Origin of the sequence: Novosphingobium sp. UBA6272 (assembly GCF_002440635.1) — a bacterium.
In the GTDB taxonomy this organism is placed as follows: Bacteria; Pseudomonadota; Alphaproteobacteria; order Sphingomonadales; family Sphingomonadaceae; genus Novosphingobium.
In genome coordinates, this window is sequence record NZ_DJUW01000033.1 from 92,295 (window position 1) to 114,493 (window position 22,199).

The 22,199-nt window shown below is 64.6% G+C and carries 21 protein-coding genes; 13 read left to right on the plus strand and 8 right to left on the minus strand.

The genetic code is table 11. From position 1 onward, the window contains the following. Positions 1-4: 4 nt before the first annotated feature. The 6 genes from B2V17_RS15440 to B2V17_RS15465 all read right to left on the minus strand — a co-directional run bounded on the left by B2V17_RS15440 (position 5) and on the right by B2V17_RS15465 (position 3,558). A complete protein-coding gene (locus tag B2V17_RS15440; RefSeq protein ID WP_292999215.1) occupies positions 5-355 on the minus strand; it encodes a hypothetical protein in 351 nt (116 codons plus the stop codon). 78 nt (positions 356-433) lie between these two features. Beyond that, positions 434-682 carry a hypothetical protein gene (locus tag B2V17_RS15445; RefSeq protein ID WP_292999217.1) on the minus strand — a complete coding sequence of 83 codons (249 nt, stop codon included), beginning with the start codon at positions 680-682 and terminating at the stop codon, positions 434-436. Between the two features lie 74 nt (positions 683-756). After that, the gene (locus B2V17_RS15450; protein ID WP_292999219.1) at positions 757-1,008 is read right to left on the minus strand and encodes a YdcH family protein; all 252 of its coding nucleotides are present in this window, start codon (positions 1,006-1,008) and stop codon (positions 757-759) included. Positions 1,009-1,152: 144 nt separating this feature from the next. Then, entirely contained in the window at positions 1,153-1,575 is a 423-nt protein-coding gene (gene ndk, locus B2V17_RS15455) for a nucleoside-diphosphate kinase (RefSeq protein WP_292999221.1), read from the minus strand. 85 nt (positions 1,576-1,660) lie between these two features. Beyond that, on the minus strand, positions 1,661-2,095 hold the full coding sequence (locus B2V17_RS15460) for a DNA polymerase III subunit chi (protein ID WP_292999223.1): 435 nt from the start codon (positions 2,093-2,095) through the stop codon (positions 1,661-1,663). Next, complete coding sequence (locus B2V17_RS15465) at positions 2,095-3,558, minus strand: leucyl aminopeptidase (RefSeq protein WP_292999225.1); 1,464 nt, start codon at positions 3,556-3,558, stop codon at positions 2,095-2,097. Before B2V17_RS15465 ends, B2V17_RS15460 begins: the two co-directional genes overlap by 1 nt. 97 nt (positions 3,559-3,655) lie before the next feature. Here B2V17_RS15465 and B2V17_RS15470 point away from each other — a divergent pair, with 97 nt between their 5' ends. The 4 genes from B2V17_RS15470 to rsmA all read left to right on the plus strand — a co-directional run bounded on the left by B2V17_RS15470 (position 3,656) and on the right by rsmA (position 9,250). Continuing rightward, positions 3,656-5,935: an LPS-assembly protein LptD gene (locus B2V17_RS15470; RefSeq protein ID WP_292999227.1), complete on the plus strand. Its 2,280-nt coding sequence runs from the start codon at positions 3,656-3,658 to the stop codon at positions 5,933-5,935. A 124-nt stretch (positions 5,936-6,059) separates the two neighbouring features. Beyond that, complete coding sequence (locus tag B2V17_RS15475; protein WP_414690823.1) at positions 6,060-7,424, plus strand: peptidylprolyl isomerase; 1,365 nt, start codon at positions 6,060-6,062, stop codon at positions 7,422-7,424. Positions 7,425-7,431: 7 nt separating this feature from the next. Beyond that, positions 7,432-8,445 carry a 4-hydroxythreonine-4-phosphate dehydrogenase PdxA gene (gene pdxA / locus B2V17_RS15480; protein ID WP_292999229.1) on the plus strand — a complete coding sequence of 338 codons (1,014 nt, stop codon included), beginning with the start codon at positions 7,432-7,434 and terminating at the stop codon, positions 8,443-8,445. Further along, positions 8,438-9,250, plus strand: a complete 813-nt coding sequence (rsmA, locus tag B2V17_RS15485; protein WP_292999231.1) for a 16S rRNA (adenine(1518)-N(6)/adenine(1519)-N(6))-dimethyltransferase RsmA — start codon at positions 8,438-8,440, stop codon at positions 9,248-9,250. Before pdxA ends, rsmA begins: the two co-directional genes overlap by 8 nt. On the opposite strand, the gene B2V17_RS15490 is transcribed toward rsmA, so the two are convergent. Then, on the minus strand, positions 9,247-10,560 hold the full coding sequence (locus B2V17_RS15490) for an aspartate aminotransferase family protein (protein ID WP_292999233.1): 1,314 nt from the start codon (positions 10,558-10,560) through the stop codon (positions 9,247-9,249). The genes rsmA and B2V17_RS15490 overlap by 4 nt on opposite strands. Positions 10,561-10,849: 289 nt before the next feature. On the opposite strand from B2V17_RS15490, the gene B2V17_RS15495 reads away from it, so the two are divergent. From B2V17_RS15495 to B2V17_RS15515, 5 genes are all read left to right on the plus strand, one after another. After that, complete coding sequence (locus B2V17_RS15495; RefSeq protein ID WP_292999235.1) at positions 10,850-11,572, plus strand: TorF family putative porin; 723 nt, start codon at positions 10,850-10,852, stop codon at positions 11,570-11,572. Between the two features lie 61 nt (positions 11,573-11,633). Then, positions 11,634-12,983, plus strand: a complete 1,350-nt coding sequence (locus tag B2V17_RS15500; RefSeq protein ID WP_292999237.1) for a glutamine synthetase family protein — start codon at positions 11,634-11,636, stop codon at positions 12,981-12,983. Position 12,984: 1 nt separating this feature from the next. Then, positions 12,985-14,256: an NAD(P)/FAD-dependent oxidoreductase gene (locus B2V17_RS15505; protein ID WP_292999239.1), complete on the plus strand. Its 1,272-nt coding sequence runs from the start codon at positions 12,985-12,987 to the stop codon at positions 14,254-14,256. Next, the gene (locus tag B2V17_RS15510; RefSeq protein WP_292999241.1) at positions 14,253-15,599 is read left to right on the plus strand and encodes an aspartate aminotransferase family protein; all 1,347 of its coding nucleotides are present in this window, start codon (positions 14,253-14,255) and stop codon (positions 15,597-15,599) included. The genes B2V17_RS15505 and B2V17_RS15510 overlap by 4 nt, the downstream gene beginning before the upstream one ends. A 6-nt stretch (positions 15,600-15,605) precedes the next feature. Further along, complete coding sequence (locus B2V17_RS15515; RefSeq protein ID WP_292999243.1) at positions 15,606-16,988, plus strand: glutamine synthetase family protein; 1,383 nt, start codon at positions 15,606-15,608, stop codon at positions 16,986-16,988. 145 nt (positions 16,989-17,133) lie between these two features. On the opposite strand, the gene B2V17_RS15520 is transcribed toward B2V17_RS15515, so the two are convergent. Continuing rightward, positions 17,134-18,030: a LysR family transcriptional regulator gene (locus tag B2V17_RS15520; protein WP_292999245.1), complete on the minus strand. Its 897-nt coding sequence runs from the start codon at positions 18,028-18,030 to the stop codon at positions 17,134-17,136. Between the two features lie 143 nt (positions 18,031-18,173). Here B2V17_RS15520 and B2V17_RS15525 point away from each other — a divergent pair, with 143 nt between their 5' ends. The 4 genes from B2V17_RS15525 to B2V17_RS15540 are packed head-to-tail and all read left to right on the plus strand — an operon-like array spanning position 18,174 to position 22,191. Continuing rightward, entirely contained in the window at positions 18,174-19,307 is a 1,134-nt protein-coding gene (locus B2V17_RS15525; RefSeq protein WP_292999247.1) for an ABC transporter substrate-binding protein, read from the plus strand. A gap of 4 nt (positions 19,308-19,311) precedes the next feature. Then, the gene (locus B2V17_RS15530) at positions 19,312-20,220 is read left to right on the plus strand and encodes an ABC transporter permease (RefSeq protein WP_292999249.1); all 909 of its coding nucleotides are present in this window, start codon (positions 19,312-19,314) and stop codon (positions 20,218-20,220) included. Next, positions 20,220-21,062 (plus strand): ABC transporter permease, encoded by an 843-nt coding sequence (locus B2V17_RS15535; RefSeq protein ID WP_292999251.1) that lies wholly within the window; start codon positions 20,220-20,222, stop codon positions 21,060-21,062. The genes B2V17_RS15530 and B2V17_RS15535 overlap by 1 nt, the downstream gene beginning before the upstream one ends. 1 nt (position 21,063) lies before the next feature. Then, positions 21,064-22,191 (plus strand): ABC transporter ATP-binding protein, encoded by a 1,128-nt coding sequence (locus tag B2V17_RS15540; protein ID WP_292999253.1) that lies wholly within the window; start codon positions 21,064-21,066, stop codon positions 22,189-22,191. Positions 22,192-22,199: the final 8 nt, after the last annotated feature.

Genomic DNA, 22,199 nt, shown 5'->3' on the forward strand with positions numbered 1-22,199 from the left:
GACGCTAAGGACGCACCGGAAACGAGCGGGTTGCGCTGCGATTTTTCGGATCAAAGCAGTAGATGCTGCCGCCATCAGTCCAGCCCATTTTTGAATTGAGCTGCACGCAGACTTCGTTCGGGAAGCGGATCACCCGAGGATAGAGCGGTTTCATCAGGTGGCGCACGCCTTCGTCATTCGTCGCGCCCTCTCGCAGGTAGGCAAGTCGAACGAAGGGTTCATCTTCGTCCCGAATGCGCGTCTTCCAACGTTCTTCGACAAGCTCCATTGCAAGGAACCCAGCGAGGCCGACGAGGGTAAGAAAGGCCACTAGGACAATTGCGCGACGAGCGTACATCCAGATATTCTGGGCCATACTTCCGGAGTCCGCAATGGCGCCGTGTCTGGAACGACCGCTCCCAAGCATGACAGTCCCATAGCGGGCAGCCGGCCGCTATCCAATCTCGCTCCCGTCCACCATCGGCCTGCTCTCACGCGTGCCCTTGTAGCGAGCGTCGGGCTCGGTTGGGCCGGGGCTGATCACGACGTAATCGGCATGCACTTCCAGCAGGGTCCCGACAAACGGCCAGTCCTCCATCGTGTTGACCCGATAGCTGACCGTGTCGCCGACCTTGAAGGTGGCCGGATCGAAATTGAACTCAAACGGGCAATCCTCGCCCTCGGTTGCACCCATCCCGCGCATCGCCGGTCTCCTTTGCGCGGCAGGCTAACCGATCCTCCCCGCTTTGCGAAGCCAAATGGGGAGGATCGATTTGATCAGGCTTCGGCCTTGGCCTTGGCAACAATCCCGGAAATCTCGTCGATCAGGCCCAGCCGCTTTTTCTTGAGCGTTTCGGCATATTCGTCCGAGGGGGTTTCAACCCCGGCCTCGATCCGGTGAATCTCGCCATTCACTTCGTGATAGCGGTCGGCCAGTGTGACGAAGTGGGAGTTGTGCAGCTTCAGTTCGTGCAGCAGCGCGTGGTCATTCGGAAACTCGTCGGCGAGTTCATGGGGGGTATGCGACATGCCGTCTCCCTTGTCTGGCGTTGATGCCAACAGGAATCGGCCAAGGTCGCGCGGGGTGCCTTGCGCTGTGTCAATTCACCGAGTCAAAACACAAAAAAGGCCGCCGGATTGCTCCGGCGGCCCTTTTGTTTGCCGTCTTGGCGATCAGCCGACGATCTCTTCCGGCTTGAAGAAGAAAGCGATTTCGATCGCCGCATTCTCTTCGCTGTCGCTGCCGTGGACGGTGTTTTCACCGATCGACAATGCAAATGCCTTGCGGATGGTGCCTTCGGCGGCATCGGCCGGGTTGGTGGCGCCCATCACGTCGCGGTTGCGGGTGACGGCGTCTTCGCCTTCCAGCACCTGCACCACAACCGGCTCGCTCATCATGAAATCGCACAGTTCGCCGAAGAAGGGGCGTTCCTTGTGCACGCCGTAAAAGCCTTCGGCCTGTTCGCGGGTCATGTGGATGCGCTTTGAAGCGACGACGCGCAGGCCGGCTTCTTCCAGCATCTTGGTGACCGCGCCGGTCAGGTTGCGGCGGGTGGCGTCGGGCTTGATGATCGAAAAGGTGCGGGTAACCGCCATGACGATGTTCCTTGCGAGGTTTATGGTTTGGGAGATTGGCCGCGCCCCTAGCGGGGAAAATGCTGCGCTGCAAGATGCGGATACGTCAGCCGGCCTTGGTCCAGCGGCCGCCTTCCTGCCGCCAGTAGTTGCGCTCCATCCCCTCGCGCTCGCCCAGCGCGCGCCAGGTCGCGCGGGCATCGTCGATGGTCGAGCCGTCGAACAGCAGGAACACCCGCTCGAACGCTTCGGCCCCGTCGCGCCATTGCCCGTCGGCCAGGGCGAGATAGGTCGCGCCATTGGCCGGAGCGAGGTTGTCAGCCAGCAGGATCGGCTGGCGCGCATCGTGCGGCCCGCCCGCCGGGGCATGGGCGAGGAACTGTTCCTTCACCCCCCACAACGCGTCGCTGATCCGGGCAAGCTGCGCATCATCGCCGGAAACCACCAGCACCTTGGCCCCGGCCTCGCGCATTTTCGCCGCGAGCGGCGGCAGCGCGCCTTCGACCGGGGTCTGGCTGAGCTGGTAGAAGTCGACCCGCATTACCCCTCAAGATTGTCCCGCACGAATTGGTCGAGCACGCGCACGCCAAAGCCGGTCGCGCCCTTGTCCCAGGTCTGGCCGGGCTTGCTGGCCCAGACCATTCCGGCGATGTCGAGGTGCGCCCAGGGGGTGCCCTTGTCGACATAGCGCTGGATGAACTGCGCAGCGGTGATCGAGCCACCTTCGCGCGGGCCGACGTTCTTCATGTCGGCAATCGGGCTGTCGATCAGCTTGTCATAGGTCGGGCCCATCGGCATCCGCCACAGCTTGTCCCCCGAAGCGCGTCCGGCAGCCAGCAGCTTGTCGGCAAGGCCATCGTCATTGGCGAAGATCCCGCCGTGTTCATGGCCAAGGCTGATGATCATCGCCCCGGTCAGGGTGGCCAGATCGATCACCGCAGTCGGGTTGAATTCCTTCTGGGTCCAGGTGATCGCATCGCACAGCACCAGCCGCCCTTCGGCGTCGGTATTGATCACTTCGACCGTCTGGCCCGACATGGTGGTGACCACATCGCCCGGGCGCTGGGCATTGCCATCGGGCATGTTCTCGACCAGGCCGCAGACCCCGACGACATTGGCCTTGGCCTTGCGCTTGGCCAGCGCAAGCATCGCGCCGGTAACCGCCCCGGCTCCGCCCATGTCCCACTTCATATCTTCCATGCCGGCCGGCGGTTTCAGGCTGATTCCGCCAGTATCGAAGGTGACCCCCTTGCCGACGAAGGCCACCGGACGCTCACCCGCAGCGCCGCCGTTCCATTCCATGATCAGCAGCCGCGGCTTGCGGACCGAGCCCTGCGCCACGCCCAGCAATGCGCCCATGCCGAGCGCCGCCATTTCAGCTTCGTCGAGGGTGCGGACGGTGATCCCGGTCCCGGCCATCCGGGCCCGGGCGCGTTCGACGAAGCTTTCGGGGTAGATCACGTTGGCCGGTTCGGTGACCAGTTCGCGGGTGAACTCGATCCCGTCTGCCAGCGCCGCTTCGACGGCCCAGGCTGCTTCGCTGCCTTCGGGCGCGCCGGCAACCTTGATCGCCTTCAGGCTGGCCTTCTGTTCCTCAGGCAGCCTGGTGCGGTAATTGTCATAGCGCCAGCCGCGCAGCCGGGCACCGAGCAGGACCGAAACGACATCCCCGGCCGAGAGCCTGGTCCCGGTGAAATCGATCGTCAGCGCGCTTTCCCCCGATGCCAGATACTTGGCGGTAATCGCGGCCCCAGCGCGTTCCAGCGCGGCGCTGCGATCCTTGCCGCCCGGCTCGCCCGCGCCGGCCAGCGCCACGCGCACCACGGCGCCGTCGCGGCTGACAAAGGCTTCGTGCAACTGCCCGGTCTTGCCCACGAAACGGCTGGCCCGCGCGCCTTCGGCGACAATCGCTTCAAGACTGGTGGGAATGGCTTCCTGATCGATAACATAGGCGATCGGGCTGGTCGTCGGCACAACGGGACCGGACAGGAATTCGATTTGCATGGTGGCTCCCACTGGAAATGCTGCCCCAGCGACAAAGCGTTGCCGCATGCTGATGGCGTGGATTGCAGTTAGGCGCGGGCGGTGCGATAGGCAAGCCATGCTCCTGCCCGAGCGGCGTGATTTGCCGCAACATGATCTGTGCCCGAAACGCATCCGGACCGGTGTTGCCGCGCTGGCGCTCGCCGCGCTCGGCTGTCCGCTGGCGGCGCATGGGCAAGAGGCGGTGAGCGAGCCGGCGGCAGCAGAGGTTGCACCGCCGCCGGCCGCGGCGGACGACCAGATCCAGTTCGAGGCCGATGGCGCAAGCTATGACGACAATTCCGATGTGGCGACCGTGTTCGGCAACGTGGTGCTGCGCCGGGGTGACCAGTCGGTCCGCGCCGATCGCCTCGTCTGGGACCGCAAGACCGGCAAGATCCGCGCCGAAGGCAACATCCGCTTCGTCGATGCCGACGGCAACCAGCTGTTCACCGACAGTCTCGAGCTGACCGAGGAACTTCAGGCCGGGGCGATGGAAAACATGCTGCTGGCGCTGCGCGAAGGCGGGCGGCTGGCGGCGGTAAAGGGCGAGCGGCTCGATGATGGCAGGGTGCTGCTGCATAATGCCGCCTACACCGCCTGCGCGGTGGAGGACGACAAGGGCTGCCCGCGCAATCCCAGTTGGCGGATCACCGCCAAGCGGGTGATCTATGATCCGGCGCTCAAGCTGGTGAAATTCGAAGGCGCCCGTCCCGAAGTGTTCGGGCTGCGCCTGCCGCCACTGCCGGGGATCAAGATCGCCACCGATGGCAGGCCGATTTCGGGCTTTCTCATTCCGGACCTGAAGTTCTCCGCCTCGAACGGGGTGCAGATCTCCGATACCTGGTACCAGCGGCTGTCTGACAACCGCGATGTGGCGATCACCGGCTATCTGTTTACCGCCGCACCGCCGATGGTTTCGGCGCAATACCGTCAGCTGACCAAGCACGGCGCCTTGCAGGCAACCGGATACGTTACGCGTTCCAGCCGCATCCCGGTCGGCGGCCCGGTCGCGGCGAGCCAGCCGGACTTTCGCGGCTACCTGTTCACCAATGGCCGCTATCAGTTCGATCCGAACTGGAGCATGACCTTTTCGGGCCGCGTCGCTTCCGACCGCACCTTCCTGCGCCGCTATGACATCAGCCGCGATGACCGGCTACGTTCCACCATCCAGCTCGAACGGATCGATCCCGACAGCTACCTGGCGATTTCCGGCTGGGCCACGCAGACGCTGCGGGTCAACGACGCACAGGGTCTGGTCCCGATCGCCCTGCCCGAGATCGACTATCGCCGCCGCCTGACCGATCCCTGGCTCGGCGGGCGGATCCAGTTGCAGGCCAACAGCCTGGCGATCACCCGCACTGCCGGGCAGGACAGTCAGCGCGCCTTTGCCAGCGCGCAATGGGACCTGCGCCGGATCACGCCGTGGGGTCAGGAAGTGACCGTCACCGCGCTGGCCCGCGGCGATGTCTATCATTCTGACGAGAATGCGCTGACCGCCACGGCTTCCTATCGCGGCAACCCCGGCTGGCAGACCCGCGGGCTGGCGGCAGCAGCAGTCGACCTGAAATGGCCGCTGGTCGGCGAGTTCCTCGGCGGAACCCAGGTCCTGACTCCGCGAATCCAGATCGTCGCCACCCCCAAGCTGCGCAATCTCGAAGTGCCGAACGAGGATGCGCGCGCGATCGATCTCGAGGATTCGAACCTCTTCGCGCTTAACCGCTTCCCCGGCTATGACCGGATCGAGGACGGGGTCCGCTTTACCTATGGGTTCGACTGGCAGTTCGAACGGCCGGGCCTGCGGATCAACACCACGATCGGGCAGAGCTATCGGCTGTCGAACAATTCGACCCTGCTGCCCGATGGCACCGGCCTGTCCGAGCGGACTTCGGACGTGGTCGGGCGCACCGAAGTGCGGTTCAGCGATGTGGTCAAGGTCACGCACCGGTTCCGGCTCGACAAGGACAACCTGGCGATCCGCCGCAACGAATTCGACGCTGCTGTCGGAACGCAAGGCACTTACCTCGAGGTCGGCTACCTGCGGCTCAACCGCGATGTCGGCGCCGGGATAGAGGATCTCAAGGACCGCGAGGAACTGCGCATCGCCGGGCGGGTAAGCTTTGCCCGCAACTGGTCTCTGTTCGGCTCGGGCGTGTTCGACCTGACCGGCCTGAACGACGATCCCAGCCTGGTCGGGGTTGACGGGTTCCAGCCGATCCGCACCCGCGTCGGCGTGGCCTATGAGGACGATTGCCTGGAAATCAACGTCACCTGGCGGCGCGACTATGTCGGGACCGGGGACGCCGAAAAGGGCAATACCTTCCAGATTCACATTGCGGTGAAGAACCTCGGCTTTTAGCCTTGGCTAAGTCGGTGCAATCGCGCTATCCGCGCTTGCGTCAGCCAAGGTTAAGCCAGCGTTCGGCATTGGCCCCGGCAAGTCTGGCGCGGCTTTCGCCCGTCTCTATTGGGAATTTTACACGGTGACACGCCCCTTGCGCTTCCGCCTTACCCGTCTTCACAGCTATGCCCTCTCCGCCGCTGCCCTTGCCCTGTGCGCGCCGGTTGTGGTCGCCGCACAGGATGTGCCGCCCACCCAGGGCGGCAATCTGGCCCTGCCCGACAACCCCGTGATTTTCGGCAAGAACGATCCCAATGTCCGCAAGGCCACCGTGATCATCAACGGCGAAGTGATCACCGGCACCGATATCGACCAGCGCGTCGCGCTGATCGTCGCGGCCAGCGGCGGCAAGATCGGTGAAGAGGAACTGGGCCGCTTGCGCCAGCAGGTGCTGCGTAATCTGATGGACGAAACGCTCCAGATTCAGGAAGCCCGGGCCCAGGACATGGCAGTCGATGAGGCCGAGGTCGATGCGAGCTATGAGCGGATCGCCCGGCAGAACTTCGGCCAGGACCCCAAGCAGCTCGATGCCTATCTGGCCAAGATCGGATCCTCGCCCAATTCACTGAAGCGCCAGATCCGTGGCGAACTTTCGTGGCAGCGGCTGCTGCGCCGCAATGTTACCCCGTTCGTCAATGTTTCCGAGGACGAGGTTCGCGAAAACATCACCCGCCAGGAAGCCGCGCGCGGCAGCGAAGAATACCGGGTTGGCGAAATCTTCCTTTCGGCCAATCCCGAAAACCGCGACGCCGTGATGCAGAACGCGATGAAGATCGTCGAACAGCTGCAAAAGGGCGGCAGCTTTGTCGGCTATGCCCGGCAATTCTCAGAAGCTTCGACCGCTTCAGTCGGCGGCGATCTCGGCTGGATTCGCGCTGGCGTTCTCCCGCCGGAGCTCGATCCGGTGGTCCAGACGCTCCAGCCTGGCCAGCTCGCTGGCCCGATCGAAGTACGCGGCGGGTTCTCGATCGTGGTGCTGATCGACAAGCGCAAGGTGCTGACCGCCGATCCGCGCGATGCCACGCTCAACCTCAAGCAGATCGCGATCAGCTTCCCGGCCGGAACCACCGAAGCCCAAGCTACAGCCCGGGCCCAGGATTTCGCCGCCAAGATCAAGGCCGCCAAGGGCTGCGCCGCCGCCGATGCGATAGCTGGTCAGCTTGGCGCCGAAGTGGTCAACAACGAGGCGATCAAGGCGCGCGACCTGCCGGGGCCGTTGCAGGAACTGGTCCTCGGCCTGCAACTGGGTGAAACCACCCCGCCGTTCGGTTCGATCCAGGACGGAGTCCGGGTGCTGATGCTGTGCGGCCGCGATGATCCCAAGGCTGGTGGCTCAGTCAACTTCGAAGAAGTTCAGGCCCAGCTTGAGGATGAGCGGATCAACCGGCGCGCCCAGACCTACATGCGCGACCTTCGCCGCGATGCGGTGATCGATTACGGCGACTGATCTGGCGATGGAGGGGGCGCCGCTCGCGGTATCGCTGGGCGACCCCGCCGGAGTCGGCCCCGAATTGATCGCGGCGGCCTGGGCCGCGCGTCACACGCATGGACTAATGCCGTTTCTGGTCACCGGTGGGCCCGAAATCCTGCGCGCCGCTGCCAAGCGGCGGGGGTTGCAGGTTCCGGTGCGGGCCGTCTTCCATCCGCATGAAGCGCTCGATTGCTTCGATCATGCCCTGCCGGTGCTCGACGGAGCCGATGGAGACTATCGGCCGGGTGAACCGGACCGTGATGGTGCCGCGCTGGCCTTGGCCAGCCTGCGCGAAGCGACCGGGCTGGCCCGGGCCGGTGAAGTGGCCGGCATTGTCACGGCCCCGGTATCCAAGGCGCGTCTGGCCGAAGTCGGCTTCGAACATCCTGGCCAGACCGAATTCGTGGCCTATGCCTGCGGTTATGCCCCCGGTGATGCGGTGATGATGCTGGCCGGACCACAGCTGCGCGCGGTGCCTCTGACGGTCCACATTGCCTTGTCCGAAGTGCCAGGGCAGCTGAACTCGGCGCTGATCGAGCGCAAGGCCCGGATTGTCGCCATGGCCCTGATCCGCGACTTCGGGATCGCCAATCCGCGCATCGCGATTGCCGGGCTCAACCCTCATGCCGGTGAGGAAGGCCGCATGGGGGATGAGGAAGCGCGGATCATCGCCCCCGCGATTGCGCATCTGCTGGCCGAGGGCCTGGCCGTAACCGGGCCGCATCCGCCCGACGCGCTGTTCACCGCCCGTGCGCGCAAAACCTACGACGTGGCGTTGTGCATGTACCATGATCAGGCGCTGATCCCGCTCAAGGCACTCGATTTCGATGAAGGGGTCAATGTCACCCTGGGCCTGCCGGTGGTCCGCACCAGCCCCGATCACGGCACCGCATTTGCCATTGCCGGGACCGGCCGGGCCGATCCCGGGGCTATGATCGCGGCGATCCGGATGGCCGGAGACTGCGCCTTGCGGCGGCTTGGGCTTTACGATGACTGATCTTCCGCCGCTGCGCGAAGTGATCAATCGCCATGGGCTGTTCGCCAGCAAGGCGCTGGGCCAGAATTTCCTGTTCGACGAGCAACTGCTCGATCGGATTGCCGCGATCCCGGGCAAGCTACAGGGTCAGCAGGTGTTGGAGGTCGGCCCCGGACCGGGCGGCCTGACCCGCGCCTTGCTGCGTGCCGGGGCGCAGGTTACCGCAGTCGAGATGGACCGGCGCTGCCTGCCCGCGCTGGCCGAGCTGGACGAGGCCTTTCCGGGCCAGCTGCGGGTGATCCACGGCGATGCCACAAAGGTCGCCCACGGCATCGAGGGCCCGTTCCACATCGTTGCCAACCTGCCCTACAACGTCGGCACCGCGCTGTTCACCGGCTGGCTGGGCGGCGAAAGCTGGCCGCCGCAATGGGCCTCGCTGACGCTGATGTTCCAGCTTGAGGTGGCCAATCGGATCGTCGCCGAGGCCGGCAGCGATGCCTATGGCCGGCTGGCGGTGCTGGCGCAGTGGCGGTCAGAGGCGCGGCTGGCGATGAAGGTCCACCGCAGCGCCTTTACGCCGCCGCCCAAGGTAATGAGCGCGATCATTCATGTTACTCCGGCGGCGATGCCGGAAGGCGTATCGGCGCGGATGCTCGAACGGGTGACCGAGGCAGCCTTTGGCCAGCGCCGCAAGATGCTGCGGCAAAGCCTGAAGGGGCTGCCCGGCGCGCTCGCCGCGCTGGATCAGCTCGGCATCGATCCGCAGCGCCGCGCCGAAACGCTGACCGTGGCCGAGTTCGTCAGCGTGGCCCGCGCGCTCAGTTAGTCGATCGTCGCCAGCACTTCGCGGATCTTCCCGAAGATCTCATCGATGTGGCTTTTCTCGAGGATCAGCGGCGGGGACAGTGCGATGATATCCCCGGTGACGCGGATCAGCAGGCCCTGATCGAAAGCCCGGTGGAAGGCTTCCATCGCCCGCTTGGTCGGGGCGCCCGGGCGCGGTTCCAGTTCGATCCCGCCGATCAGGCCGATATTGCGGCAATCGATCACGTGGCGCGCGTCCTTCAGCGAATGAACCGCGTCGCCCCAATAGCTCTCCAGCTCGATCGCCCGTTCGAACAGCCCTTCGGCGGCATAGAGATCGAGCGCGGCGCAGGCCGCAGCCGCCGCCAGCGGGTGGCCCGAATAGGTATAGCCGTGGAACAGCTCGATCCCCGGCCCGGCATTGCCGACCACGGTCTCGTAGATCTCGCGCCGCACCGCGACCGCGCCCATCGGCACCGTGGCATTGGTGAGCCCCTTGGCCATCGTGATCAGGTCCGGCGTGACCCCGAAGCGCTCGCTGGCGGTGGCCTTGCCGACCCGGCCGAAAGCGGTGATCACTTCATCGAAGATCAGCAGGATATCGTGGCGATCGCAGATTTCGCGCAGCCGCTGCAGATAACCCTGCGGCGGGATCAGCACCCCGGTGGAGCCCGCCACCGGCTCGACAATGACCGCCGCGATGGTATCGGCCCCGTGCAGCGCAACAATCCGCTCCAGATCGTCGGCCAGCTCCGCGCCATGCTCGGGCAGGCCCCGGCTGAAGGCATTGCGGGCGAGATCGTGCGTGTGGCGCATGTGATCGACCCCGGCCAGGAGCGTCCCGAACTGACGGCGGTTGGTGACGATCCCGCCGACTGAGATGCCGCCGAAGCCAACCCCGTGATAGCCGCGCTCACGCCCGATCAGGCGGGTCCGGCTGCCCTGCCCGCGCGAACGCTGATAAGCGAGCGCGATCTTGAGCGCGGTATCGACGCTTTCCGATCCCGAATTGGTAAAGAAGATCCGGTCCAGCCCTTCCGGCATCAGCAGCGCCAGCCGCGACGCCGCTTCGAAGGCCTTGGGATGGGCAAGCTGGAAAGTCGGAGCAAAGTCGAGCTCGCCGGCCATAGCCCGGATCGCCTCGACAATCGGCGCGCGGCAGTGCCCGGCGTTGCTGCACCACAGCCCGCCCGTGGCATCGAGGACCTTGTGCCCGGCGGTAGCGGTGTAATGCATGCCCTGTGCCGAAGCGAACATCCGCGGCTGGGCCTTGAACCCGCGGTTATCGGTGAATGGCATCCAGAAAGCGGAAAGGTCGTTACCCTGTGACATGGCTACTCCGTGGCGCTGAGCATAGGTGATAGGTTGGACGGTTGAGTGAAGCTATTCGGTTCGGATCAAGCTTGCCTATCGGAAAAGCCGATAGCCATAGCTCCAATAAATCCCATTGGCATTACGGGCAATTTGCCGCCATGCTGCCTTTCTGCAATGATCGGCCGGGGCCCCTTGTGGTCGCAGGCGCGGGTTGGATGGTACGAGCAATAAGCCATATCGCCCGCGTCCGACCCCGGTAAACCAGCAAGCACGATCGTTCGCGTAAAAAAGATGAGGGGACTGCAAAATGAAAATTACGCATCTGCTGGCCGCCGCCGCGCTGGCCGTGCCGTTCGCCGCAATTCCGGCCGTCGCCCATGCCGAAGAAGCCGCCGCCGGGGAAGAAGCGACCCCGACCTGGGATCTGGAAGGCGAAATCGGCGTGCTGAGCGACTACCGCTTTCGCGGCATCTCGCTCTCGGGCAAGGATCCCGAAGCGACGCTTTCAGTAGGCGTGACGCACGAATCCGGCTTTTATGCCTCGGCCTGGGCATCGAACGCCGATCTCGGCACCGGCAAGGCCGATGACCTGGAGGTTGACTGGACGGTCGGCTTTTCCAAGGACGTCGGCAACGTCAACCTCGATGTCGGTGGGATATACTACACCTACCTCGACAATGCCGGCTTCAACTATTTCGAAGTCTATGGCGCGGTCGGCACCAAGGTCGGCCCGGCAGACATGAAGGTCGGTGTAGCCTATGCCCCCAAGCAGGACAACCTGGGCGGCAACGACAACACCTATGTCTACATCTCGGGCGAGGCTCCGCTGGGCAAGGGACCGGTTTCGGTCCACGGCACCTTCGGGTTCGAGAACGGCGCCTTTGCCGATCACAAGAAGGACTGGCTGCTGGGCCTCAGCGTCGATCTTGGCAGCGGGCTCACCGGTTCGGTCGACTATGTCGATACGGCCCATTCGCTGACCACGGCCGGCGATGCGACGGTGGTAGCCTCGCTCAAGTTCGGGTTCTAAGCTAGGATAGGCGGATGCCGGGTGAAGCGCCCCGCATCCGCCGTTACCATCGAGACCCAACATGACCACCGACATCGCCAGCTGGATCAAGGATCGCGGGATCAGCGAGGTGGAATGCATTGTCCCGGATATCAACGGGATCCAGCGCGGCAAGGTACTTCCGGCCGGCAAGTTCATCAAATCGGTGACTGACCGCACGCTGCGCATCCCCGGTAGCGTCTTCATCGTCACCGTCACCGGCGGCTATCCCGACGATATCGAGCATATCGTACCCGATTTCGATCCCGACCTGATCCTGGTCCCCGACGCCTCGACCATTCGCGAGGCGCCGGGCTTCAAGACGCCGACCGCCTATGTGATCTGCGACGGCTATCATGCCTCGGGCAAGGCGGTGGAGATCGCCCCGCGGCAGATCCTGAAGAAGGTGCTTTCGCTGTACGAGGCCAAGGGCTGGCAGCCGGTGATCGCGCCGGAGGCCGAATTCTATCTGGTCACCAAGAACATCGACGCGGACTTTCCGCTGGTTCCGCCGCCGGGCCGCTCGGGCCGCGCCGAAACCGCCAGCGAAGCCTTCGGGCTGGAGGCGCTGGGCGAGTTCGAAGAGATCATCGAGCAGATCTATGACTGGTGCGAAAAGGCCGAACTCAACATCGACACGATGATTCACGAGGCAGGTGCCGCCCAGCTCGAAGTGAACTTCATCCACGGCAATCCGCTGGCGCTGGCTGACCAGGTGCTGCTGTTCAAGCGGATCGTCCGCCAGGTCGCGCTGGAACACGGGGTCTATGCGACCTTCATGGCCAAGCCGATGACCGATCAGCCGGGCAGCGCCATGCACATCCACCAGTCGGTGCTCAACATGGAGACCGGCCGGAACGTCTTTTCGACCAACAACGGCAAGGATTCGGCGCTGTTCCGCAGCCATATCGCCGGGCTGGTCCGGCTGATGCCGCAGATCCTGCCGATGGTCGCACCCAATGTGAACTCGTTCCGGCGGATGCGGCCCGATACCGCCGCCCCGATCAACGTCCACTGGGGCAGCGACAACCGTTCCTGCGGGTTCCGCGTGCCGATTTCCGAAGCCAAGGACCGCCGGGTCGAGAACCGCCTCCCGGGGGCGGATTCGAACCCCTACCTGGCCATCGCCGCCTCGCTGATCTGCGGCTATGTCGGCATGGTAGAGCGGATGGTTCCGCCCAAGATGCTGGAAGGCAACGCCTATAACCGGGCCCGCACGCTGCCCCGCACGCTCGAGGCTTCGCTCGACCGGTTTTACCAATGCAAGCCGGTGAAGAGCCTGCTGGGCGAAGAGTTCTTCGAAGTGTTCTGGGCGATCAAGGACGCCGAGCTTTACGCCTACCAGTCGGTGATTTCATCGTGGGAGCGCGAACACCTGCTGCTGAAGGTTTAGGATGCTGCCGCACGCGCCGTCTTATTACGCGGCAACCGCCAATCCGTTTCCAGCCCAGCCCGTTTTGGCGGGTGACGAGGCCGCCGATCTGGTCGTGATCGGCGGGGGCTTTACCGGCCTGTCTGCCGCGCTGCATGCCGCAGAGGCCGGGTTCTCGGTCATGCTGCTGGAGGCCGAGCGGATCGGCTGGGGCGCTTCGGGGCGCAACGGCGGGCAGATGATCCCAGGGTTGCGCTGGGGCGCCTGCGAACTCGTCAGGCACTTCGGCGAGGATCATGCCCGCCGCCTGATCCTGCTGGCCAACAGCGCCGGGGATCTGGTCCGCGGCCGGATCAAGCAGCATGCAATCGCCTGTGACCTGCGCCACGGCCATTTTCACGCCGCTGCCAAACGCGAACACCTCGACGACATGAAGCGCGAACTCGATTGTCTGCGGCGGCTCGTCGACTATCCCTTGTCATCGATCGTCAGCGCCGGGGACGTCCGCGATTTCGTCGCCAGTCCGATCTACCATGGCGGAATGATCGACATGAACGGCGGGCATCTCCACCCGCTCAACTATGCCCTTGGCCTGGCCGAGGCGGCGATCAAGGCTGGCGTGCGGATCTTCGAAGGCAGCCGGGTGACTGCGATCGACCATGGCAGTCCGGTCGTGGCCCGCACCGCCAAGGGCAAGGTCACCGCGCGCTATGCCGTGCTGGCCTGCGATACCGCGATGGGCGAGCTTGAGCCCCGGCTGGGCCGGATGACCATGGGCATCGCCAACTACAATGTCGCCACCGCGCCGCTGTCCGAAGCCCAGGCCAGGGCCCTGATCCCCTCGGGCGCGGCGGTGGCGGACAGCAAGTTCGTGCTCAACTATTACCGGCTATCCGCTGACAACCGGCTGATCTTCGGCGGGGGCGAGAAGTACACCCCGCGCCCGCCGGCCGATGTTGCCGGGTTCGTCCGGCGCTATCTCGAACGGGTCTTTCCGCAGCTCAAGGGCGTTCCGATCGAGCATGCCTGGGGCGGGATGGTTGGCGTCACTTTCAACCGGCTGCCGCATATGGGGCGGATCGGCAATGCGTTTTATGCCCACGGCTGGTCCGGTCACGGGGTGCTGGTGACAACGCTCGCCGGCCAGCTGATCGCCGAGGCGATGCAGGGCACCGCCGAGAGGTTCGACCTGTTCGCCCAGTTGCCGGGCCGCCCCTTCCCCGGCGGGCCGCTGCTGCGCCACCCGCTGTCGGTGCTGGGGATGCTCTATTACGCGCTGAGGGACCGGCTGTGATCGCTGGCGCCGCCATCGCCGCCATGCTGGCCGCCGAGCGGGAACGCTATGGTGCCGCCAACCCGCGCTCGGCCGAGCTGGCCAAAGCGGCGGCGCGGCACTGGCACCGGGGTGTCCCGTTCCACTGGATGCTCGATTGGGACACCCCCTTCCCGCTGTTTGCTGACAAGGCGATTGGCGCGGAACTGTGGGACGTTGACGGGCACCGCTATGACGATTTCTGCCTGGGTGACACCGGATCGATGTTCGGTCATTCCCCCGCCCCGGTCGCCGCCGCATTGGCCCGGCAGGGCGCGCGGGGCCTCACCTACATGCTCCCGACCGAAGACGCGGTGGTGGTTGCGGATGAATTGGCAAAGCGCTTCAAGCTGCCGTTCTGGCAGGTCACCAGCAGCGCCAGCGAGGCCAACCGCGCGGTGATTCGCTGGTGCCGCGGGATTACCGGGCGCAGCAAGGTGCTGGTCTTCAACGGCTGCTATCACGGCGCGGTCGACGATGTGTTCGTCGACCTGCGCGACGGCTTGCCCGAGCTGCGCTGCAGCCTGGTCGGCCAGGTCTATGATGTGCGCGAGCATACCGTGGTGATCGAATTCAACGATCTGCCCGCGCTGGAGGCCGCACTCGCCGGGGGTGATATTGCCTGCGTACTGGCCGAACCGGCGATGACCAATGTCGGCATGGTCCTGCCCGATCCCGGCCATCTGGAAGCCCTGCGCGCGCTGACCGCCCGGCATGGCACCCTGCTGGTCTGGGACGAGACGCACACGATAAGCACCGGTTACGGGGGCTATAGCGCCACATTAGGACCGCCGGGCGATATGTTCGTGCTGGGCAAGCCTGTGGCCGGCGGCGTTCCCTGTGCGGTCTATGGCTTCACCGCCGAGGTGGCCGAACGGATGGAGCGGCTCCGCGACGAAGGCGAAAAGGGCCATTCCGGGATCGGCACCACGCTATCGGCCAATGCCCTGGCGCTGGCCGCCATGCGCGCCTGCCTGACCGAAGTGATGACCCCGGCAGCCTACGATCACATGCTGCCGCTGGCGGAAAAGCTTGCCGAACAGCTGCGCGAAGTGATCGCGCGACGCGGGCTCGATTGGCACGTCACCCACATCGGCAGCCGCGGCGAGTTCATCTGTGAGGCCGAGCCGGCCCGCAACGGCACCGAGGCCCGCGCCAAGATGCACGGAGCGCTGGAACACGCGCTCCATCTGTTCCTGATCAACCGCGGCGTGCTGATCGCGCCGTTCCACAACATGACCCTGGTCAGTCCCGCCACCACCCAGTCCCAGGTTGACCGCCTGGCCGAAGTGCTCGACGACTGCCTCAAGACGCTGATTGGATAGATTACCATGCCTGCAGAAAGCTCAAACAAGCGCGCCCTGGCCCAGGAAGCGACCGACTTCTTTGCGGCCAATCCCGATATCGATGCGATCGACATCATCTTCACCAACATGTGCGGCGTGCCGCGCGGCAAGCGGCTGCGCCAGCATGAGGTGATCGCGGTTTATGAAAGCGGCCGGTTCCTGCCCGGATCGGTGCTGGTGGTCGATATCACCGGACGCGACTGCGAGGAGACCGGGCTGGTCTGGGAAGACGGCGATGCCGACCGCTACGTCTACCCCGTCCCCGGCACCCTGGTCCGCGCGCCGTGGCTGGGCGAGAATGCCGCGCAGTTCCTGACCAGCTTCTACGAGCTTGACGGCACCCCCAATGACCTCGACCCGCGCCACGTGCTGGGCAAGGTGATCGACGGGCTGGCCGCTGAAGGCCTGACCCCGGTGGTCGCGGTCGAGCTCGAATTCTATCTCTGCGATCTGGAGGACGGCCGCCCGGTTCCCGCGCGCGGCCAGCTGACCGATCACCGTTCCAGCGACATCCAGGTCTATGGCCTGCGCGAGATGGAAGACCTCAAGCCGTTCTTCGACGAGCTGTACGAGGCCTGCGATATCCAGGGCCTGCCGCTCGAGAGCGGGATTTCGGAGTACGCCCCCGGCCAGTTCGAATTCACCCTGCGGCACAAGCCCGACGCGCTGCGCGCCACCGACGATGCGATCATGTACAAGCGCCTGGTCAAGGGCGTGGCGGTGAAGCACGGGATGGAGGCGACCTTCATGGCCAAGCCCTTCGCCGAAACCGCCGGCAGCGGCATGCACCTGCACATCTCGATGAACGACGCGCAGGGCAAGAACGCTTTTGCCAGCGAAAAGCCTGAAGGCACCGAGCTGCTGCGCCATGCGATCGGCGGGATGAAGGCGCTGCTGGCGGATTCGATGGCGATCTTTGCCCCCAACGCCAACTCGTTCCGCCGCTTCAAGGCGAATTCCTATGCCCCGGTCGCGGCGACTTGGGGAGTCAACAATCGCACCGTTTCGCTGCGCATTCCCGCTGGCTCACCCGCCTCGCGCCATGTCGAGCACCGCATCTGCGGGGCCGACGCCAATCCGTACCTCGCGATGGCAGCCGTGCTCGCCGCGCAGCTTCACGGGATCAAGAACCAGATCGATCCGGGCCCGGCGGTGGTCGGCAACGGCTATGAAGCCGAAGGCGCCGACATCCGCCTGCCCAACCACTGGGCCGCCGCGATCGAAGCCTTCGAGAAGTCCGCGCTGATGAAGCAGTACCTGGGGGAGCGGTTCGTGAAGCACTACACGACGGTGAAGGGCGTCGAGATGGCCCGGTTCATGGCCGAAGTGACCGAGCTGGATTATGTCTGGTACTTAAGGAACGCCTAGTTCCTCCCCGGAACGGGGAGGGGGACCACCGCAGGTGGTGGAGGGGTACAGGCAAGTGTTCCCGAGCTGGCCGGGGAGGTCAGGATCACTCGCCTGTACCCCTCCACCATGCTTCGCATGGTCCCCCTCCCCCAAGGGGGAGGAACTAGCGCCGGTGCTGGTGCACCGTCTCCATAAACAAACTCGCCGCCTCGCTGTGCCGGGTCAGTCTTCGCCAGGCGACGCCGATGTCGACCGTCGGCAGCGTTTCGCGGGTGCGTTTGGCGATGATCCGGTCGCCGTCCAGGCTCCACGGGCGATAGACCAGGTCGGGCAGCAGGGTGATCCCCGCCCCGGTGCCGACCAGACTTCGGACGCCCTCCATGCTGCTGGTCCGCCAGGCGACGCGCGGGGGGTGGTCGAACTTGCCCCAGATCCCGTCGATCAGCCCTTCCAGCTCGTCGAGCTGGAGCGCGACGACCGGTTCGTTTTCCAGTTCAGCCAGGGTCAGCCCGTCGACATCGGACAGCGGGTGGCTGGGCGCGAGCCAGGCGCGGCATTCGCTGCGCAGCAGCACCTCGTGATCGATCGCGCTGCGTTCCTCCAGGTTGGAGACGATCAGCAGCGCCAGATCGAGCTCGCCGCCGACCAGCATGTGTTCGATATAGCTGCGCTTGTCCTCGACCAGATTGATTTCGATCCGCGGGAACAGCTTGCGGAAGCGGCTGAGCAGGTCGGTCAGGAAATAGCCGGTCACCACCGGGGTGACCCCGATCCGCACCGTGCCCGCAGTCTGGTCCTGATCGCGGCCGACCCCGCCGGCCATGTCGGCGATCGCGCCGATGATCGAGCGGGCATGGCGCAGGAACTGATGCCCCTCGCGGGTCAGCGTCACGCCCTTGGCATGGCGGTGGAACAGGGTGACCCCGGTTTCCAGTTCGAGCGTGCGGATCGCATCGGTCACCGCGCTTTGCGAGATCCCGACCGCGCTCGATCCGCCCGAAACCGAGCGCGCCTCTGCAACGGCGATGAAGTAGCGAATCTGGCGAAAAGTGATGTTCATCGGTTTTTTCGATAGCTATCGCTTCGTATAATCTACTGGCCCCCCGCGCAAGAGCGGGCATTCTCTTCGCTTCGGTGCTTGGCAAGCGCGCGCAAGCCGCTAGCATCACCGGTGGAGAAGAGGGTCCAATAAGGGGTGGTGCAATGAGCGGAATCGAAAACTCGGGTAATCTGCGCCTCGGCCGGCGCTCGCTGCTGCAATCGCTGGGCGTGGCCGCGATCGGGATCAGCCTGGGCGGACTGGCGGCCTGCGGCAAGAAGGACGAGAAACCGGCAGCCGGCGGCACCACCAAGATCGCCCCGACCGGCGAAGAGCCCAAGCTCAACTTCTACAACTGGGATACCTACATCGGCGAAACGACCCTGGCCGATTTCCAGGCAGCCGGCGGCGCCGCGGTCAACATGACGCTGTTCGCCAGCAATGACGAGCTGTTCGCCAAGCTGCGCGCGGGCAATGCCGGCTATGACGTGATCGTGCCTTCGAACGATTTCGTCGAGCGGATGGCCGCGGCCGATATGCTGACCCCGCTGGATCACTCGCTGATCCCCAACTTCAAGAACATCGCGCCCGAATATACCGACGTGGCCTATGACCCCAAGCGCAAGCACTCGATGCCCTATACCTGGCTGACCCTGGGGATCGGCTATCGCAAGTCCAAGGTGAACGCGGTGCCCGACAGCTGGAAGGTGCTGTTCGATTCAGATGAGTACAAGGGCCGCATCGCGGTGCTTTCGGAAGCCGGCGACATGTTCCGGCTCTATGCGAAGTATCTGGGCAAGTCGGTCAACGGACTGACCGAGGCCGATATCAAGACCATCGAAGCGATGATGATCAAGCAGAAGCCCAACATCAAGGCGTTCCACGAAGACAATGGCCAGGACATGCTGCTGAAGGGCGAAGTCGATCTGGTGCTGGAATACAACGGCGATATCGCGCAGGCGATGAAGGAAGACGATGACATCGGCTTCGTCCTGCCCAAGGAAGGCAGCCAGTTCAATTCGGACAACCTGTGCATTCCCAAGGGTGCACCGCGCCCGAAGAATGCCCATGCCTTCATCAACTATCTGCTCGACGCGGAAGCCGGCAAGAAGATCACCGAAACGATCCTCTACCCCACCCCCAATGCCGCCGCGAAGGCGCTGATGCCGGACGACTACAAGAACAACCCGGTGATCTTCCCGCCCGCAGAGCTGCTCGCCAAGTGCGAATACGCCCAGTACAATCCCAAGCTCCAGCCGCTCTACGAGGAGGCCTTCACCCGCGTTCGGGCTTCCTAAGGCCATGTCGCTGCAAGACTGGAAACAGCACCGCCGCCCGTTCGCGGCGATTGCCAGCGCGCCGCTGTTCTGGCTGGTGCTGTTCTTCCTGGTGCCGATGGGAATCGTCTGGCTTTACAGCTTCGGCCAGAATTCCGGGCCGGCAGACATCGCCATCACCGGCACGCTCGACAACTACAAGCGCGCGACCGAGTGGCTCTATCTTTCGATCTTCGGAAAGAGCCTCGCGGTCGCCGCGCTGGTGACGCTGATCTGCCTGATCATCGGGTTCCCGGTGGCCATGGCGATCACCTTTGCCGCGGAAAAGTGGCGGCCCTGGCTGCTGCTGGCGATCATGCTGCCGTTCTGGACCAATCTGCTGATCCGCACCTATGCGCTGATGATGCTGATGGGCTCCAACGGCTATGCCAACCGCGGGCTCGGCGCGCTGTGGGACGGGGCCAGCTGGCTCAAGACCCTGGTCGGGCTGCAACCGCTGGAGGCCTGGGCCCCGGTCCCGCTGCTCTACAACAATTTCGCCGTGGTTCTGGGGCTGGTCTATGTCCACCTGCCCTTCATGGTCCTGCCGCTCTATTCCGCGCTCGACCGGCTCGACAAGTCGCTGATCGAGGCCAGCCTCGATCTGGGCGCGGGGCATTTCCGCACCCTGACCAAGATCGTGGTTCCGTTGGCCGGCCCGGGTATTGCCGCCGGGGTGATGATCACCTTGATCCCGGCGCTCGGCGCCTATCTGACGCCTGACCTGATGGGCGGCACCGACAGCCAGATGATCGCCAATGTGATCGAGCGCCAGTTCAAGCGGGCCAATGACTGGCCGTTCGGCGCGGCGCTATCATTCCTTTTGATCTACGCGATGTTCATCCTGGTGGCGATCCAGTCGCTGCGCGGCGATCGCAAGAAGGAGGCGCGCTGATGGCCCTGTTCGCCCGCCGCCCGGTCGCCCCGCTCGAATATACCCGCAAGACCTGGATGCGGTTGTGGGTCGGGGCAACGCTGGTGTTCCTCTATGCCCCGCTGCTGGTGCTGATGGTGTTCAGCTTCAACGATTCCAAGCGCAATGTCGCCTGGAAGGGCTTCACCCTGAAATACTACGAAAAGGCGCTCAACAACGACACCCTGGTCGAAGCGCTGGTCAATTCGCTGACCATTGCCGCGCTGGCCACAGTCGTCAGCGTGATACTGGGGGCACTCGCCGGGGTCATGCTTTGGCGCTTCCGCTTCCCGCTGAAAGGCGCCGTTGAAGGTGTGATGAGCCTGCCGATCATCGTCCCCGAAATCTGCATGGGCGTGGCAATGCTGATCTTCTTCGCCAAGGTTGACTGGCCAACTGACCTGCCCTGGCCGCTCAACCTCTCGGCGATCACCATCGCGCACATCACCTTCTGCTTCCCCTTCGTGGCGATGGTGGTGCGATCGCGGATGGCCAGCTTCAACCGCGAGCAGGAGGAAGCCGCCAAGGACCTGGGCGCCAGCGAATGGGCCACCTTCCGCGATATCCTGCTGCCGCACATGAAGCCGGGGCTGGTTGCCGGGGCACTGCTGGCCTTCACCCTCAGCCTCGACGATTTCGTCATCACCTTCTTCACCAGCGGGCCGGATACGATCACCTTCCCGGTCAAGGTCTATTCGATGGTGCGCTTCTCGGTCACGCCCGAGGTCAATGCCGCATCGACCATCCTGATCCTCCTTACCATCGCTCTCACCGCCGTGGCTCTGAAGCTGCAAGGGGTGAAGGGCATTGCGGAAACCCACTGACATGTCCGAAGCCGATCCCATCATCCAGATCCGCGGCGTCACCAAGCGCTTTGGCAAGCACACCGCGGTCGACAATGTCTCGCTCGATATCAAGTCCGGCGAATTCTTCGTGCTGCTGGGGCCGTCAGGCTGCGGCAAGACCACCTTGCTGCGGATGATCGCCGGGTTCGAATTGCCGACTGAGGGCCAGATCCTGATCGACGGGCAGGACATGGCCGGGATCCCGCCCAACAAGCGACCGGTCAACATGGTGTTCCAGTCCTACGCCGTGTTCCCGCACATGAGCGTGGCGGAGAATGTCGGCTATGGCCTGAAGATCGCCGGCGTCGGCCGGGCCGAGCGTGACGAGCGGGTGCGCGAGGCTTTGCAACTGGTCAGCCTGGGCGGGTTCGAGGATCGCAAGCCCGATCAGATGTCGGGCGGGCAGCGCCAGCGCGTCGCCCTCGCCCGCAGCCTGGTGATGCGCCCCAAGGTGCTGCTGCTCGACGAGCCGCTGTCCGCGCTCGACGCCAAGCTGCGCGCGCAGATGCAGTTCGAACTGTCCGACCTGCAGGACAAGGTCGGCATCACCTTCGTCACCGTGACCCACGATCAGGACGAAGCCTTGTCGATGGCCAGCCGGATCGCGGTGATGAACAAGGGCGACATTGCGCAGCTCGCTTCGCCTTCTGACCTCTACGAATACCCGGCCAACCGCTTCGTCGCAGATTTCGTGGGATCGGTGAACGTGTTCGAGGGCAAGCTGACGCTCGACGAGCCCGATCGTGCAGCGGTTGAATGCCCGGGTCTGGGCAAGGTTTACCTCAACCACGGCGTGACCGGACCGCACGGCGCCGATGTCTGGATCGCGCTGCGGCCCGAGAAAATCTATCTGCACGTCCCCGGTGAAGGCAAAGCGATCCGCGCTGCCGGTCAGGACGCGCCGGAAGACCACAATCTGGCGCGCGGGGTGATCAAGGGGATGAGCTATCTTGGCGACATCACGCTTTACGAGATCAAGCTTGATAATGGCGCGATGATCCGGGTCTCCCGCCCCAACCTGTCGCGCCACGATCAGGAGCATTTCACCTGGGACGACCGCGTCTCGATGCACTGGCGCGCCGATAGCCCGGTGGTGCTGCTCGGCTGATCGCTATC

Bases quoted from the DNA above. Each gene is read 5' to 3' on its own strand.
- B2V17_RS15440 (WP_292999215.1), bottom strand. From the start codon at position 355: ATGGCCCAGAATATCTGGATGTACGCTCGTCGCGCAATTGTCCTAGTG.
- B2V17_RS15445 (WP_292999217.1), bottom strand. From the start codon at position 682: ATGCGCGGGATGGGTGCAACCGAGGGCGAGGATTGCCCGTTTGAGTTC.
- B2V17_RS15450 (WP_292999219.1), bottom strand. From the start codon at position 1,008: ATGTCGCATACCCCCCATGAACTCGCCGACGAGTTTCCGAATGACCAC.
- ndk (WP_292999221.1), bottom strand. From the start codon at position 1,575: ATGGCGGTTACCCGCACCTTTTCGATCATCAAGCCCGACGCCACCCGC.
- B2V17_RS15460 (WP_292999223.1), bottom strand. From the start codon at position 2,095: ATGCGGGTCGACTTCTACCAGCTCAGCCAGACCCCGGTCGAAGGCGCG.
- B2V17_RS15465 (WP_292999225.1), bottom strand. From the start codon at position 3,558: ATGCAAATCGAATTCCTGTCCGGTCCCGTTGTGCCGACGACCAGCCCG.
- B2V17_RS15470 (WP_292999227.1), top strand. From the start codon at position 3,656: ATGCTCCTGCCCGAGCGGCGTGATTTGCCGCAACATGATCTGTGCCCG.
- pdxA (WP_292999229.1), top strand. From the start codon at position 7,432: ATGGAGGGGGCGCCGCTCGCGGTATCGCTGGGCGACCCCGCCGGAGTC.
- rsmA (WP_292999231.1), top strand. From the start codon at position 8,438: ATGACTGATCTTCCGCCGCTGCGCGAAGTGATCAATCGCCATGGGCTG.
- B2V17_RS15490 (WP_292999233.1), bottom strand. From the start codon at position 10,560: ATGTCACAGGGTAACGACCTTTCCGCTTTCTGGATGCCATTCACCGAT.
- B2V17_RS15495 (WP_292999235.1), top strand. From the start codon at position 10,850: ATGAAAATTACGCATCTGCTGGCCGCCGCCGCGCTGGCCGTGCCGTTC.
- B2V17_RS15500 (WP_292999237.1), top strand. From the start codon at position 11,634: ATGACCACCGACATCGCCAGCTGGATCAAGGATCGCGGGATCAGCGAG.
- B2V17_RS15505 (WP_292999239.1), top strand. From the start codon at position 12,985: ATGCTGCCGCACGCGCCGTCTTATTACGCGGCAACCGCCAATCCGTTT.
- B2V17_RS15515 (WP_292999243.1), top strand. From the start codon at position 15,606: ATGCCTGCAGAAAGCTCAAACAAGCGCGCCCTGGCCCAGGAAGCGACC.
- B2V17_RS15520 (WP_292999245.1), bottom strand. From the start codon at position 18,030: ATGAACATCACTTTTCGCCAGATTCGCTACTTCATCGCCGTTGCAGAG.
- B2V17_RS15525 (WP_292999247.1), top strand. From the start codon at position 18,174: ATGAGCGGAATCGAAAACTCGGGTAATCTGCGCCTCGGCCGGCGCTCG.
- B2V17_RS15530 (WP_292999249.1), top strand. From the start codon at position 19,312: ATGTCGCTGCAAGACTGGAAACAGCACCGCCGCCCGTTCGCGGCGATT.
- B2V17_RS15535 (WP_292999251.1), top strand. From the start codon at position 20,220: ATGGCCCTGTTCGCCCGCCGCCCGGTCGCCCCGCTCGAATATACCCGC.
- B2V17_RS15540 (WP_292999253.1), top strand. From the start codon at position 21,064: ATGTCCGAAGCCGATCCCATCATCCAGATCCGCGGCGTCACCAAGCGC.